This is a genomic window from Synechococcus sp. KORDI-52 (assembly GCF_000737595.1).
Lineage (GTDB): Bacteria > Cyanobacteriota > Cyanobacteriia > PCC-6307 > Cyanobiaceae > Parasynechococcus.
Window position 1 is genome coordinate 2558009 of the sequence record NZ_CP006271.1, and the last position, 14061, is coordinate 2572069.

Sequence of the window (14061 nt, forward strand, 5' to 3'; positions counted from 1 at the left end):
ATTCACCACTGCTAGACCCGACCGGCGCGATCGTCAGCCCCGTGGCCCTCACCCCTACGCAACTGAGCCGAATGCAGGAGCTCGTCGGAGCTGGGCTGACCCGTCCCCTGGCCTGGCGCCGAGAGCAATTGCAACGGTTCTCAGCCCTGGTGGAGGACCATGAATCGGAGGTGCTCGAGGCCCTCGCCAAAGACCTCGGGAAACCACCCACCGAAGCTTTTTTCGAGCTGGTCGCCCTGCGACAGGAGATCAAAATCACCAGCCGGCAACTGGAGCGGTGGATGCGTCCACGCCACGTTGCTGTGCCCCTTTCCATGCGCCCCGGCCAGGCAAAAGTTGTGCCGGAGCCACTGGGGTGTGTTCTGGTGATCGGTCCCTGGAACTATCCCTTCCAACTCACGCTGCGGCCTTTGATCAGTGCCCTGGCCGCTGGCAACACCGCCGTGCTCAAGCCTTCGGAACACGCCAGCGCCATCGCAGATCTGATCGCGCGACTGATCCCTGAGCACTTTGAGCCTGACGTGGTGCAGGTGGTCCAGGGGGATGGAGGCGTAGCAGCAGACCTGGTGGCCATGCCCTTCGACCACATCTTTTTCACCGGTGGCGGCAGCATCGGACGGAAGGTGCTGGAGGGGGCCGCTGCACACCTCACACCGGTGACCTTGGAATTGGGGGGCAAGAGCCCAGCCATCGTTCTTGAAGGGGCCGACCTCAAAGTGGGGGCGCGACGCTTGATCTGGGGCAAAGGGATCAATGCAGGGCAGACCTGCATCGCTCCAGACCATCTGCTGGTGCAACCCACGCTGCATGCACCGCTGCTGAAGGCGATGGAGGAGGCCCGAACCGAGATGTATGGCGCCGACCCCCTCAGCTCGAAGCAGTTAGGGCAGATCATCAATGAACTTCAGTTCAATCGGCTGGAGCAACTGCTGGAAACCGCCAGAGCGGATGGACGCATCCTGATCGGAGGCGAAATCAGCCGGGAACAGCGGCGCATCGCCCCCACCGTGATCCGCGTGGATGACCGCAATGATCCTCTGATGGCGGAGGAACTGTTCGGCCCGCTCCTGCCTGTGCTGGTGCTCGATAACCTCACCAGAACCCTTCAGGAGATCCGCCGAGGCCCCAAACCGTTGGCGCTGTATCTCTTCGGGGGGAATGAGGCCCAGCAACAGCAGGTGCTCGTCACCACGAGCTCAGGCGGGGTCTGCATCAACGATGTCCTGATGCAGGCCGGCGTGCCCCAGCTGCCCTTCGGCGGCGTCGGCGCCAGCGGGATGGGCAGCTACCACGGCAAAAGCGGCTTCGACACGTTCAGCCATTGCAAGGCGGTGCTCAAGCGCCCCTTCCGATTTGATTTCAAGCTGCGTTACCCGCCATACAAGGTGGATCTCAACCTGCTGAGGCGGCTGGCGGGGTAAGGCGCGCGCATCACCAGCACATCCCTTCTGCAGCAAGTGCTCTGGAGGGCTGGCGCTTTGCGTCAGGCACCGTATCTTGCGGGCATCTGCCGGAGACGAATGCGCCATAGCGCTCTTGCCGCACTGCTGCTGACGGCCTGGTTCCCCCTGTCAGCCACGGCTGCGTCTGTAACGGTGCGATCCGGCGAAACGCTTTCGGATATCGCCGACCGCTACGGGGTGAGTGTCGGCACCTTGATGCGGATGAATGGAATCCGCAACCCGAACCATGTCGAAGCAGGAAGCCACTTGCAAGTGCCAGGTCCCACCGTGACAGCTGGCTCAGGTCGGCATCGGGTCAAGAGCGGTGAGACGCTCAGCAGCATTGCCAGCAAGTACCGGGTCAGCGGTCGCGATCTGATGGCTCTCAACAACCTGCGCAATGCCAACCACGTGGAGGTCGGACAGACCCTCCGCCTCCCGAGTAACGCAGTCATGCCGCGTCCGGCCTTCAAGCCGGTAGCCGTAACCCCGATCCCGGGCGCTACGGAGCACACCGTCGCCAAAGGACAGACCCTCACGCAGATCGCCAAGGCCTACAAACTTCCGGTGGCCAGCCTGATCAGCATCAATGAGCTGAGCGACCCGAACAAGGTGGAGGTGGGCACGCGCCTCTATCTGACCGACCCCTCCTTCCAGGCACCCATCACCGCCCGAGCGCAGCCGGCACAAACGAAGCCGGTGGCTTCCGCCAGCACAGCTGTTGTCACGGCGAAGCCAACGGTTCAAGCCAAGGCCAAGGCAGTGCAAACGAAACCGGTTCAGGCCAAAAAACCGGTGGTCAAGGCCAAGCCGGTTGAGGCCGCCAAGCCCAAGCAGACCCTGGCCAAATCGGCTGACTGGCGCACCTATGGGCCGCTCCAGGTGGACTGGGGCAACTGGCAAGCCATGGGTGGCAGTCAAGTGGTGCCCACCCTCAATGCCCAGGGACAGGCTCTTTACCTGGCTGTGAACTGTTCCGCCAACAAGATCAATGCCACCGGTGCCGATGGGAGCTGGAAAACCTGGGAAGCCCCGAAGAACCGCTTCGAAAAAGACCTGGTGAAGGACCGTTGTCAGATCAAGGCCTGATCTGAATCAGGAGGCGTAATCGAGCGGCCAGGGGCAATCCAGGAATCTCCGGCCGCTTTCTCGGAGATAAAGCCGCTGAGCACCGTCGTTGCTTTCCTGGATCAACTCCTCCTGAACGAGACGACGCGCCAGCCAGGTCCAGCGGTCGTGGCGGCCGGGTTCATGCAGAGCCAGGTGCTCTCCGAGGCGGCGCATCTCCGTGCCGTCCTGCTCCGCGAGATGGGCCAAAAGCGTTTCCACCTGGGCTGACCAGTCGCGTCGTTTGGGGGACTCCACGCAGCGATCGCAGCGACCACAGGGACCCACCAACTCGCCAACCGCCAGCAGCAACGCCTGTTCACGGCACATCTCCCCCTCAGCGACGGCCTCCATGCGCCTCAGCTGCTGCTGGGCCAGGTCCAGGCGGCGACGGTCCTCCAGGGCGTCCCTGCCCCGAGCCGAGGCCTGCATGGCCCAGCCCAGGCTGGTGCGATCACCCGGCGAAAACAGCACCTGGCAATGGGCCGGCTTGCCGTCTCGACCGGCTCGGCCCGATTCCTGCAGATAGCCCTCAGGCGTGGCCGGCAGATCGAGATGAAGCACCAGGCCCACATCGCCACGGTCAACGCCCATGCCGAAGGCCACCGTCGCCACCAGGACAGGTCGCTCGTGCTCGAGGAACAGCTTCAGAGCCTGCTGGCGGGTCTCCGGATCCAGGCCGGCGTGGTAAGCCGTTGCGGCAACCCCTTGGTCACTGAGGCGCTCCGCCCACTGCTCCACGGAACGACGGGTGCGGGCATAGATCAGCGCAGCGCCACGGGACATCTCCAGTGCCTCCAACACCTGCGGCATGGGATCCCTGGGGCGCCGCTGCATCGTGTAACGAAGGTTGTCCCGGCGGGCCGAGCTCACCTGCACGAGCGGGCGACGCAGATCCAGCAGGCGAATGATGTCGGCCCGTACCCGTGGGGCGGCCGTCGCGCTGAGGGCCAGCATCGGCACTCCCGGGCAGAGGCTGCGGATCTGACCGAGGCGGCGGTAATCGGGTCGGAAGTCATGCCCCCAGGCACTGATGCAATGGGCTTCATCCACCGCCAGGGCCACCAGTCGCCCCTCCGTGGCATGACGTTCCAGCATCAGCCGGGTCTGCCCACCCTGGAGTCGTTCCGGCGCGATGTAAAGCAGTCGCAGCGTGGCGTTCCGCAGCTGCTCCAGGGCCTGTTGGCGTCGGGCTGGATCCAGACCTGCATGCAGGCAGGCCGCAGCGATTCCCCGTCGCTGCAGAGCCATCACCTGGTCCTCCATCAGCGCCACCAACGGTGAAATCACAACCACCAGGCCCTCGCACACCAGGGCCGGAAGCTGATAGCAGAGCGATTTGCCTCCACCGGTGGGCAGCACCGCCAGCGCGTCCCGGCCAGCCAGCACGGCATCCACCACGGGCCGTTGCCCGGGGCGGAAGCCATCCCAGCCGAAGTGGGTCTGCAGAGCACGCTCAAGCGAAGCCAGAACACACCAGATATGGAGGCCTCAGATTATCGAGCACAAGATCTGGCGTCAGGCCAGCGGGGGGGGATCCAATTGGTCGGGAGACTCCTCCACCAGCTGAAGCCGCACCCGTTTGCCGCCAGCCAACTCTCCCAACGAGACCCGCAAGGTAGCTCCGCTGAGGGTCTGCAGGGCGTTCAGCACATCGCGGAGGTAGGGCGTGCTGCTTCCACTTTCAACCCAAAGCCGCTCCTGAAGCCCTCCCAAGCGCCGCCAGGACGTGTGCAACTTCAGCACCGCCGACTCAAGGGCCTGGGCCTGGCCCACCGCGTCAGCCAGGAGGCCAAGGGCATCCAGGCGCTGGGCCTCCTGCATGGCGCGGTCGAGGTCCAGTTCACCCTGTTGGAAAGCGCGCACGGCAACACCCGACTCCGTTGCCTTGGTGATCCAGCGCGCTGTGCTGGTGACGTCCTTGATCCGATCGAGTTCGGGCTCATCGCGGAGCACTTTGCGCAGATCTTCCTGCTGCGGCTCAGGGAGCTTGGCCAACTCCCGCACGAGGGGAGCCACCGCCCGAGGTGGCAGCAGGTTCTCCTGGGTGCGCTGGCGAATTTCTTCCGGCAGCAACGGACTGGTGGCTGCCGTGAATTCATCGGTGAGGCGGCGCACCTGCTTGCGGGTGATTTCCTGCCCCTCGTTGGCAGCCTCGGAAATCATCAACTGCACTTCAGGAACCGCCTGGGCGGTTTCCATGAAAGCCCTTTTGGAAAACTGATTGACGCTGCTCTCCTCCAGGGTGCCGTCGCTGAGCATGTTGTCGGCGGATTCCGCCAGTTGGATCAAGCCGTAAGCGCGGGTCTTGCTGATTTCCCGCTCCCGCAGCCACTGCAGAAATCCGGCACCCCGCCCTTCACCACCTCGCTTTTCCTTGTCCCGCACAGCGCGGAGGATGCGACCACGCCAGATCTCCGTCTGCAGATCAAAGCGATCGCAAACGGCCCAGGCCTGTTCCAGACGAGCCAGAAATTCCATCGTGCTGATGTCGTCCTGCTCCGGGTCCGGCAAATCCAGCTGAAGCAGCGACGGATCTGGATCAAGGGCGATGGAACTGGTCAAAGGGACGCCGACAACGAAGGGACGACATTCTGTGACGCAGGGGTCATCACCATCCATTCCACGAGATACGCTCCGATTGCATCTCCTTATGCCCAGCGATGGCGATCACCCGCGGCGCCAAGGTGCGCATCAAGCGTCCTGAGTCCTACTGGTTCAACGAAGTCGGCACCGTTGCCTCCATCGACACCTCGGGAATCCGCTACCCCGTTGTTGTTCGTTTCGAGAAGGTCAACTACAGCGGCCTGCAGGGCGTTGACGGTGGCATCAACACCAACAATTTCGCTGAAGCGGAACTGGAGCCCGCCTGAGGCCTTTGCCTGAACTCCCTGAAGTCGAGACGGTCCGTCGAGGACTGGCGGACCGTCTTGTCGATTTCAAAATTGCGCAAGTTGAAGTCTGCAGATCAAGGGCCATTGCCAGCCCTGGAGGTTCCGAGGATTTTGTTGCGGGCCTCCGTGGAATGACGGTGGGTCACTGGCAGCGCAGAGGAAAATATCTGATGGCAACCCTGGAGCCGGGAGGCGGTGTCTGGGGTGTTCATCTGCGAATGACCGGCCAGTTCCAATGGCATGAGCAGCCCTCAGAACCGTGCAAACACACCCGTGTTCGCCTTTGGAACTCCAAGGAGCAAGAGTTGCGCTTTGTGGACGTGCGCAGCTTCGGAGAAATGTGGTGGGTGCCTCCGGGCCAGGCGATCGAAGAAGTAATCACAGGCTTGACGCGACTCGGCCCTGAACCCTTCAGTGCCGACTTCTCCGCCACTTATCTGAAGCAGAAGCTCAAAGACAGCAGCCGACCGATCAAAACAGCACTGTTGGACCAAGCTCTGGTGGCCGGGGCGGGAAACATCTACGCGGATGAATCCCTTTTCGCATCAGGCATCGCCCCCTTCACGCCCGCAGGCCAGCTGAATCTCACACAACTGGAGAAATTGCGCGATGCCTTGGTCAATGTTCTGACCATCAGCATCGGAGCTGGTGGCACCACCTTCAGTGATTTTCGCGATCTTGAGGGGGTGAATGGCAACTACGGCGGACAGGCCTGGGTTTACCGGCGTGGAGGAGAACCCTGCCGCAGCTGTGGAACGCCAATTCAACGGGAGAAGCTGTCCGGCCGAAGCACTCACTGGTGCCCGACCTGTCAAAGCTGATTGAGATGCTGCTGGAACAAGGAAAGCCTCCGACTCCGGCGGGCGAAGCCGCTGAACCTGGGGAGATCTCCCTAAGTGGCCATCGGGGTTGAACCGAACAATGGTGGCAACCATCGCAACGACATCAAAGAGGATGCCTTTGTATGGCCAGTGGAGGTCACACCCAAGGCGGTTCCATCCACTCCCGTAGCGATAGCGTCGAGATAGCAAGACCGCAGACCGATACGGCAGCAATGCCAATCGTCAGAGCACCTTGGAGTTGTGGCTGTTCCGGCGGTCGCTGCGGGAAGAGTCAATGCGGAGTGGTGGCTGTTTCCTGTATAGAAGTCGAAGGGACCTCCAAACTGTGAACGCCAGCCAAATCCAGCGCGACCGTTTGGCCGAGGTGATCAAAGGCATCCACCTTCGCCGCTGGTGCGATGGCACAGGGGGGAATTTCAGTGTTGTGCTGCAGGATCGACCGTTGCAGTTGCTGATGGCACCCAGTGGTGTGGACAAGGGTCAGGTTCTTGCTGATCAGCTGATTGTTGTGGATGGGCAAGGCAAGGTATTAACAGGCAAAGGGAAAGCCAGTGCCGAAACAGCGCTGCATCTCCGCATTGTTGAAGCGACCCAAGCGGGAGCTGTGCTGCACACCCATTCCGTTCCTGGAACGGTATTGTCCCGCCGTTACGAGACCACAGGAGTGATTGCATTGGAGGGCTGGGAAATGCTGAAAGGCCTGGACGGCATCAACACGCACATCAATAGCATCAACATTCCTGTGGTCAGCAACAGTCAGTCCATGGAGAAGCTGGGAGATGCCGTCGCATCCTCACTGGCAACGGCGCCACACGGGTTTCTCGTGGCAGGGCACGGGCTTTACGCGTGGGGGGCTGACCTGGATGCGAGCAAACGACACTTGGAAATCCTGGAATTTCTCTTGAAAGTCAAATTGACCCAAATGCAGATCGGAGATCAGTGACGAATCAACAACATCTTCTGCTCGACATTGAAGGAACTACATGCCCAGTGAGCTTTGTCAGCGACATTTTATTCCCCTTCGCCAAGCAAGAACTGAGCCACCACATCAAACGAAACTGGAACAAAAGCACTCGCAACAAGTCAATCCAAGAGGCCAAGAAAGAATGGCTAGATGACCAGTCTCCCGAAAGCAGCCAAATCAAACAGCAGGTTACGCAGGGAGAAACAGATGAAATAGACGGGTTGATTCAATACCTTAAGCACCTGATTAGCATCGACAAAAAATCGACAGCACTCAAAGACTTGCAAGGGGAAATCTGGGAACAGGGGTACAACAATGGAGAGCTGAAGTCTCAACTTTTTCCAGAAGCCGCCGAATGCCTTCGGCAATGGCACAAGCAAGACTTGACACTATCCGTGTATTCATCGGGCAGCATTCAAGCGCAAAAACTCCTGTACAAGCACAGCTCAAATGGTGACTTGAAAGATCTTTTTAGTCACTGGTTCGACACCCACACAGGCCCCAAAAAATCCACGGAGAGCTACACAACAATCGCCAAGCAGCTCCATAGCTCACCCAACAATATATGGTTTGTGAGTGACAACGGAGATGAATGCGATTCCGCCCGTTCGGCAGGAATGAACACCCTCTTCAGCCTTCGCGACGGCAACCCTGACCGTGACCCACGAGATCACATGGTGATTCAATCGCTCCGTGAGGTAAGGAATCACCTTACAGCAGAAAAATAACCAACAAAAAAGCCACCTCATGATGAGGTGGCTTCTTCGGGGGTGGTGACGGTAATTGCTTCAGCAATCAGCACATCATCAACCTATGGAGAGAATGTTTTACCTGGCATCGAGCTATTTTCTCAGGGGGCTACCCCCCAAATATCGTCGCCGCTGATGCGTTTCACAACCGAGTTCGGGATGGATCGGAGTGGGACCACACCGCCATGGACACCAGGATAGTTCAACATTCTCAAGGGATGAACCCTGAGAACTGCATAGGATCTACAGCTTACGCTGCACGTCTGAATCAAACAAAGTTTTGAGTCTTCAGGCAAGAACCAAATTGTTGGTCAAGCCCTCGGTCTATTAGTACTCCTCCGCTGCATCCATTACTGGACTTCCACGTAGAGCCTATCAACGGGTGTTCTTCCCGTGACCTTACTGGGTTACCCCATGGGAACACTCATCTTGAGGTGGGCTTCCCACTTAGATGCTTTCAGCGGTTATCCACTCCGCACATGGCTACCCAGCGTTTACCGTTGGCACGATAACTGGTACACCAGAGGTGCGTTCCTCCCGGTCCTCTCGTACTAGGGAGAAATCCTCTCAATGTTCCTACGCGTACACCGGATATGGACCGAACTGTCTCACGACGTTCTGAACCCAGCTCGCGTACCGCTTTAATGGGCGAACAGCCCAACCCTTGGGACCGACTTCAGCCCCAGGTTGCGATGAGCCGACATCGAGGTGCCAAACCTCCCCGTCGATGTGAACTCTTGGGGGAGATCAGCCTGTTATCCCTAGAGTAACTTTTATCCGTTGAGCGACGGCCCTTCCACTCAGAACCGTCGGATCACTAAAGCCGACTTTCGTCCCTGTTCGACTTGTAGGTCTCACAGTCAAGCTTCCTTCTGCTTTTGCACTCGTCAGCTGATTTCCAACCAGCCTGAGGAAACCTTTGCGCGCCTCCGTTACCTTTTAGGAGGCGACCGCCCCAGTCAAACTGCCCACCTGATACTGTCCGCTCCCCGGATAACGGGTGAACGTTAGAACCCTAGCTCTGAAAGAGTGGTATCTCACCAGTGACTAACTCATACCCACAAGCATGAGATCAACGTCTCCCACCTATCCTGCGCATTCAGAGCCCGGGCACAATACCAAGCTACAGTAAAGCTTCATAGGGTCTTTCTGTCCAGGTGTACGTAGTCCGCATCTTCACAGACAATTCTATTTCGCCGAGCCTCTCTCCGAGACAGCGCCCTGATCGTTACGCCTTTCGTGCGGGTCGGAACTTACCCGACAAGGAATTTCGCTACCTTAGGACCGTTATAGTTACGGCCGCCGTTCACCGGGGCTTCAGTCGCCAGCTTCGCTTACGCTGACCGGCTTCCTTAACCTTCCGGCACTGGGCAGGCGTCAGCCCCCATACATCGTCTTGCGACTTAGCGGAGACCTGTGTTTTTGGTAAACAGTCGCCAGGGCCTCTTCACTGCGACCACCTTGCGGTGGCACCCCTTCTCCCGAAGTTACGGGGCCATTTTGCCGAGTTCCTTAGAGAGAGTTACCTCGCGCACCTCGGTATTCTCTACCACCCCACCTGTGTCGGTTTCGGGTACTGGCAGTCATGCCTTAACGGGTATAGAGCTTTTCTTGGAAGCTTGACATCACCAACTTCGCTGCCGTAGCAGCCCGTACTCACGCCTCAGCTCGGAACGTTTTCACCGCTCCTCAACGCCTCGAACGCTTGAACCAGTAACCAACATCTGGCTTGGCTAGCCTTCTCCGTCCCTCTTCCCAAAACATGACCGGTACAGGAATGTTGACCTGTTATCCATCGACTACGCCTTTCGGCCTCGCCTTAGGTCCAGACTAACCCTCCGCGGACGAGCCTGCCGGAGGAACCCTTAGGGTTTCGGTGCATGGGATTCTCACCCATGTTTTCGCTACTCAAGCCGACATTCTCACTTCTATGCAGTCCACGCCCGCTCACGCTAACGCTTCGCCCCACATAGAACGCTCCCCTACCATAAAAATCCGCAGCTTCGGTACAACACTTAGCCCCGTTCATTTTCGGCGCAGGATCGCTCGACCAGTGAGCTATTACGCACTCCTTTGAGGATGGCTGCTTCTAGGCAAACCTCCTGGTTGTCTATGCAATCCCACCTCCTTTATCACTTAGTGTTGATTTGGGGACCTTAGCTGGCGGTCTGGGCTGTTTCCCTCTCGACCATGGAGCTTATCCCCCACAGTCTGACTGCCTCGCTACACACAGGGTATTCAGAGTTCATCTCGATTTGGTACCGCTCTCGCAGCCCGCACCGAAATGGTGGCTTTACCCCCCTGCTGGAGCACGAGACGCTACGCCTCAACGTATTTCGGGGAGAACCAGCTAGCTCCGGGTTCGATTGGCATTTCACCCCTAACCACAGCTCATCCGCTGACTTTTCAACGTCAGTCGGTTCGGACCTCCACTTGGTATCACCCAAGCTTCATCCTGGCCATGGTTAGATCACCCGGGTTCGGGTCTATAAACACTGACAAACGCCCTATTCAGACTCGCTTTCGCTATGGCTCCACCATTTCCGGTTTAACCCGCCAGTGCCTATAAGTCGCCGGCTCATTCTTCAACAGGCACACGGTCACCCTATAAGTAGGGCTCCCATTGCTTGTAGGCTCACGGTTTCATGTTCTATTTCACTCCCCTCCCGGGGTTCTTTTCACCTTTCCCTCGCGGTACTGTTTCGCTATCGGTCACACAGTAGTACTTAGCCTTACGAGGTGGTCCTCGCGGATTCACACGGAATTTCACGTGCTCCGTGCTACTCGGGATACAGCTAGCTCAGTTCAGTTTTCGGTTACGGGGCTTTCACCCTCTGTGGCGTGCCATTCAAGCACTTCTCCTAACTTCCCTGATACACGTTGCTGTCCCACAACCCCGATACTCGAAAGTATCGGTTTAGGCTCTTCCCCGTTCGCTCGCCGCTACTTAGGGAGTCGTTTTTACTTTCCTTTCCTCCAGCTACTAAGATGTTTCAGTTCGCTGGGTTGGCTCGTGCCAGCCTATGGATTCAGCTGGCCGTATTAAGGGTTGCCCCATTCGGAAATTCCCGGATCAAAGCGTGCTTCCAGCTCCCCGAGACTTATCGCAGGTAACCACGTCCTTCATCGCCTCTGTGTGCCAAGGTATCCGCCGTGAGCCCTTTGTAGCTTGACCAATTAACCTCCTGAACGCTTACCGCCGTTGAAAGCAGATTCTCAAGTTTTAATCATCAACTTTTGCTGACTCCTAAAACAAGATCAAACTCTGATTCGCTCGACACGAATCAAAGAACGCTCAAGAGTCTCGGCTCTTGCTCAAAAGAATTTTCATTGTCCTGGATCTAATCTCCCTTTCAGAAGATCAGATTCAAAACAATGCATCTGTAAGATGCTTTGTTTTTTTCCAGACTCACCTATGCAGTTGTCAAGGTTCTGCTAGAACTTCAAATCAAATCATCAATTGCTTGATCACTTGATCTGAGCCCAGCATCTTATCAACCAAATTCAAGGCTCTACACCTAAAACTTGGAATGACAGGAAGCTGGGGTCATCCAGCGGACACATCTAAATCACAACCCAATCGAGCTCAACTCCAAATATTTGGAGATGGGAATCAAGTTCGGTCAGTGGAGGTTAGGAGACTCGAACTCCTGACATCCTGCTTGCAAAGCAGGCGCTCTACCAACTGAGCTAAACCCCCAACACCGAATGGGCCATCCTGGACTTGAACCAGGGACCTCACCCTTATCAGGGGTGCGCTCTAACCACCTGAGCTAATGGCCCAGGAGTCTCATCCCTTTTGGGGTGTGACCTAGACAAAGTTTAGGAACTGAACATCTCCTTCAATCTTTTGATGATTGCTCATCAATCATTGCTCTTAATGCTGAGGTACCGATCGACCTAAGGTGACAGGATTTCGGCCTAAGAATAAAAGCACTCAGGCATCAAAATCATTGTGTTGTCTCCCTGTTAGGAGGTGATCCATCCGCACCTTCCGGTACGGATACCTTGTTACGACTTCACCCCAGTCATCAGCCCCACCTTCGACGTCCTCCTCCACAAGGGTTGGAGTAACGGCTTCGGGCGTGGCCAACTTCCATGGTGTGACGGGCGGTGTGTACAAGGCCCGGGAACGTATTCACCGCAGTATGCTGACCTGCGATTACTAGCGATTCCTCCTTCACGTAGGCGAGTTGCAGCCTACGATCTGAACTGAGCCACGGTTTATGGGATTTGCTTGTCCTCGCGAACTTGCTGCCCTTTGTCCGTAGCATTGTAGTACGTGTGTAGCCCAGGATGTAAGGGGCATGATGACTTGACGTCATCCACACCTTCCTCCGGTTTATCACCGGCGGTCTCTCTAGAGTGCCCAACTGAATGCTGGCAACTAAAGACGTGGGTTGCGCTCGTTGCGGGACTTAACCCAACATCTCACGACACGAGCTGACGACAGCCATGCACCACCTGTCACTGCGTTCCCGAAGGCACTCTCTCGTTTCCAAGAGATTCGCAGGATGTCAAACCCTGGTAAGGTTCTTCGCGTTGCATCGAATTAAACCACATACTCCACCGCTTGTGCGGGCCCCCGTCAATTCCTTTGAGTTTCACACTTGCGTGCGTACTCCCCAGGCGGAACACTTAACGCGTTGGCTACGACACCGAGGGGGTCGATTCCCCCGACACCTAGTGTTCATCGTTTACGGCCAGGACTACAGGGGTATCTAATCCCTTTCGCTCCCCTGGCTTTCGTCCATGAGCGTCAGTGATGGCCCAGCAGAGCGCCTTCGCCACTGGTGTTCTTCCCGATATCTACGCATTTCACCGCTACACCGGGAATTCCCTCTGCCCCTACCACACTCAAGCCCAACAGTTTCCACTGCCATGATGGAGTTAAGCTCCACGCTTTAACAGCAGACTTGAAGGGCCGCCTGCGGACGCTTTACGCCCAATAATTCCGGATAACGCTTGCCACTCCCGTATTACCGCGGCTGCTGGCACGGAATTAGCCGTGGCTTATTCATCAAGTACCGTCAGATCTTCTTCCTTGATAAAAGAGGTTTACAGCCCAGAGGCCTTCATCCCTCACGCGGCGTTGCTCCGTCAGGCTTTCGCCCATTGCGGAAAATTCCCCACTGCTGCCTCCCGTAGGAGTCTGGGCCGTGTCTCAGTCCCAGTGTGGCTGATCATCCTCTCAGACCAGCTACTGATCGATGCCTTGGTGAGCCATTACCTACACCAACTAGCTAATCAGACGCGAGCTCATCCTCAGGCGAAATTCATTTCACCTCGCGGCATATGGGGTATTAGCGGTCGTTTCCAACCGTTATCCCCCTCCTGAGGGCAGATTCTCACGCGTTACTCACCCGTCCGCCACTAACCCGAAGGTTCGTTCGACTTGCATGTGTTAAGCACGCCGCCAGCGTTCATCCTGAGCCAGGATCAAACTCTCCGTTGTAGATCATTCCCTCTTGAATGCTTTCACATTCTCAAAATGATTTGCATCACCCATCACTCAGTTCAAACTGGCAACAGTTGAGGCCTCCTCTTCGCTGACACAAAAAGGGTTCTTAAGAGTGCATCTCTAGATTTCTCTGTCAATGACTTTCCAGGATCTCAGATCCGGTTGTCGCTCCACAATTTGCACACCGGCAAAAAGAAGCTTCGTGAAAAACTTCCCCTTGCAGCAAACTGCTTCTCAGCAACAAAAAAATTGTTGACGGGACCTCACACCTTCATCGCTCTTTCATTCAGTCCCTCGCCTCACCTTGCAGCTCGGCTCAGAACCAAACGCGATGAAAGCGTCAGTTCCTAAACTTTTCAATTGTCCAGGTACGACCAAACCTGTCTTCACTCCCTCTCAGGAGTTCGGCTGGCTGGTCATCGCGGCCTCTCGCGACCGCTTGAAGAACTTACAACACCGTGGGATCGCTCCCTCTTGGTCTCGTAAGACGCCTCAGACACCTCAAGACTTTCGCCTCTAGCGCTTCGGCTTGCACAACAGCCTCGCGGCTCCTGCGCAAGACAAAACACTAACACCAATATCCACGCTTGCGCAATGGGCTC

The 14061-nt window shown here is 57.2% G+C and carries 8 protein-coding genes, 2 tRNA genes and 3 rRNA genes; 6 read left to right on the top strand and 7 right to left on the bottom strand.

Annotated features, from left to right (window positions below; translation table 11 throughout):
- Window positions 1–41: 41 nt before the first annotated feature.
- Both KR52_RS13165 and KR52_RS13170 read left to right on the top strand, forming a co-directional pair.
- Window positions 42–1421, top strand: coding sequence for an aldehyde dehydrogenase family protein (locus KR52_RS13165; protein ID WP_038556583.1), 1380 nt, complete (start codon window positions 42–44; stop codon window positions 1419–1421).
- Between the two features lie 99 nt (window positions 1422–1520).
- On the top strand, window positions 1521–2531 hold the full coding sequence (locus KR52_RS13170) for a LysM peptidoglycan-binding domain-containing protein (protein WP_038556585.1): 1011 nt from the start codon (window positions 1521–1523) through the stop codon (window positions 2529–2531).
- Between the two features lie 6 nt (window positions 2532–2537).
- On the opposite strand, the gene KR52_RS13175 is transcribed toward KR52_RS13170, so the two are convergent.
- Window positions 2538–3998: an ATP-dependent DNA helicase RecQ gene (locus KR52_RS13175; protein WP_051834379.1), complete on the bottom strand. Its 1461-nt coding sequence runs from the start codon at window positions 3996–3998 to the stop codon at window positions 2538–2540.
- 69 nt (window positions 3999–4067) lie between these two features.
- The gene (locus tag KR52_RS13180; RefSeq protein WP_038556590.1) at window positions 4068–5171 is read right to left on the bottom strand and encodes a hypothetical protein; all 1104 of its coding nucleotides are present in this window, start codon (window positions 5169–5171) and stop codon (window positions 4068–4070) included.
- Window positions 5172–5212: 41 nt separating this feature from the next.
- On the opposite strand from KR52_RS13180, the gene KR52_RS13185 reads away from it, so the two are divergent.
- The 4 genes from KR52_RS13185 to mtnC all read left to right on the top strand — a co-directional run bounded on the left by KR52_RS13185 (window position 5213) and on the right by mtnC (window position 7977).
- Entirely contained in the window at window positions 5213–5422 is a 210-nt protein-coding gene (locus KR52_RS13185) for a photosystem I reaction center subunit IV (protein ID WP_006851563.1), read from the top strand.
- 5 nt (window positions 5423–5427) lie between these two features.
- Window positions 5428–6264: a DNA-formamidopyrimidine glycosylase gene (locus tag KR52_RS13190; RefSeq protein WP_038556592.1), complete on the top strand. Its 837-nt coding sequence runs from the start codon at window positions 5428–5430 to the stop codon at window positions 6262–6264.
- Window positions 6265–6559: 295 nt separating this feature from the next.
- Window positions 6560–7228 (top strand): methylthioribulose 1-phosphate dehydratase, encoded by a 669-nt coding sequence (gene mtnB / locus KR52_RS13195; RefSeq protein WP_084222046.1) that lies wholly within the window; start codon window positions 6560–6562, stop codon window positions 7226–7228.
- Window positions 7225–7977, top strand: coding sequence for an acireductone synthase (gene mtnC / locus KR52_RS13200; protein WP_038556596.1), 753 nt, complete (start codon window positions 7225–7227; stop codon window positions 7975–7977). Before mtnB ends, mtnC begins: the two co-directional genes overlap by 4 nt.
- Before the next feature lie 101 nt (window positions 7978–8078).
- Here the strand turns inward: mtnC and rrf are convergent.
- From rrf to KR52_RS13225, 5 genes are all read right to left on the bottom strand, one after another.
- Window positions 8079–8195 (bottom strand): 5S ribosomal RNA (rrf, locus tag KR52_RS13205).
- A gap of 110 nt (window positions 8196–8305) precedes the next feature.
- Window positions 8306–11173 (bottom strand): 23S ribosomal RNA (locus tag KR52_RS13210).
- A gap of 452 nt (window positions 11174–11625) precedes the next feature.
- A tRNA-Ala gene (locus tag KR52_RS13215) sits at window positions 11626–11698 on the bottom strand.
- A gap of 9 nt (window positions 11699–11707) precedes the next feature.
- Window positions 11708–11781: transfer RNA gene (locus KR52_RS13220), tRNA-Ile, on the bottom strand.
- 186 nt (window positions 11782–11967) lie between these two features.
- Window positions 11968–13453, bottom strand: a 16S ribosomal RNA gene (locus tag KR52_RS13225).
- The 16S, 23S and 5S rRNA genes sit together here with 2 tRNA genes alongside, the layout of an rRNA operon.
- Between the last annotated feature and the right edge of the window lie 608 nt (window positions 13454–14061).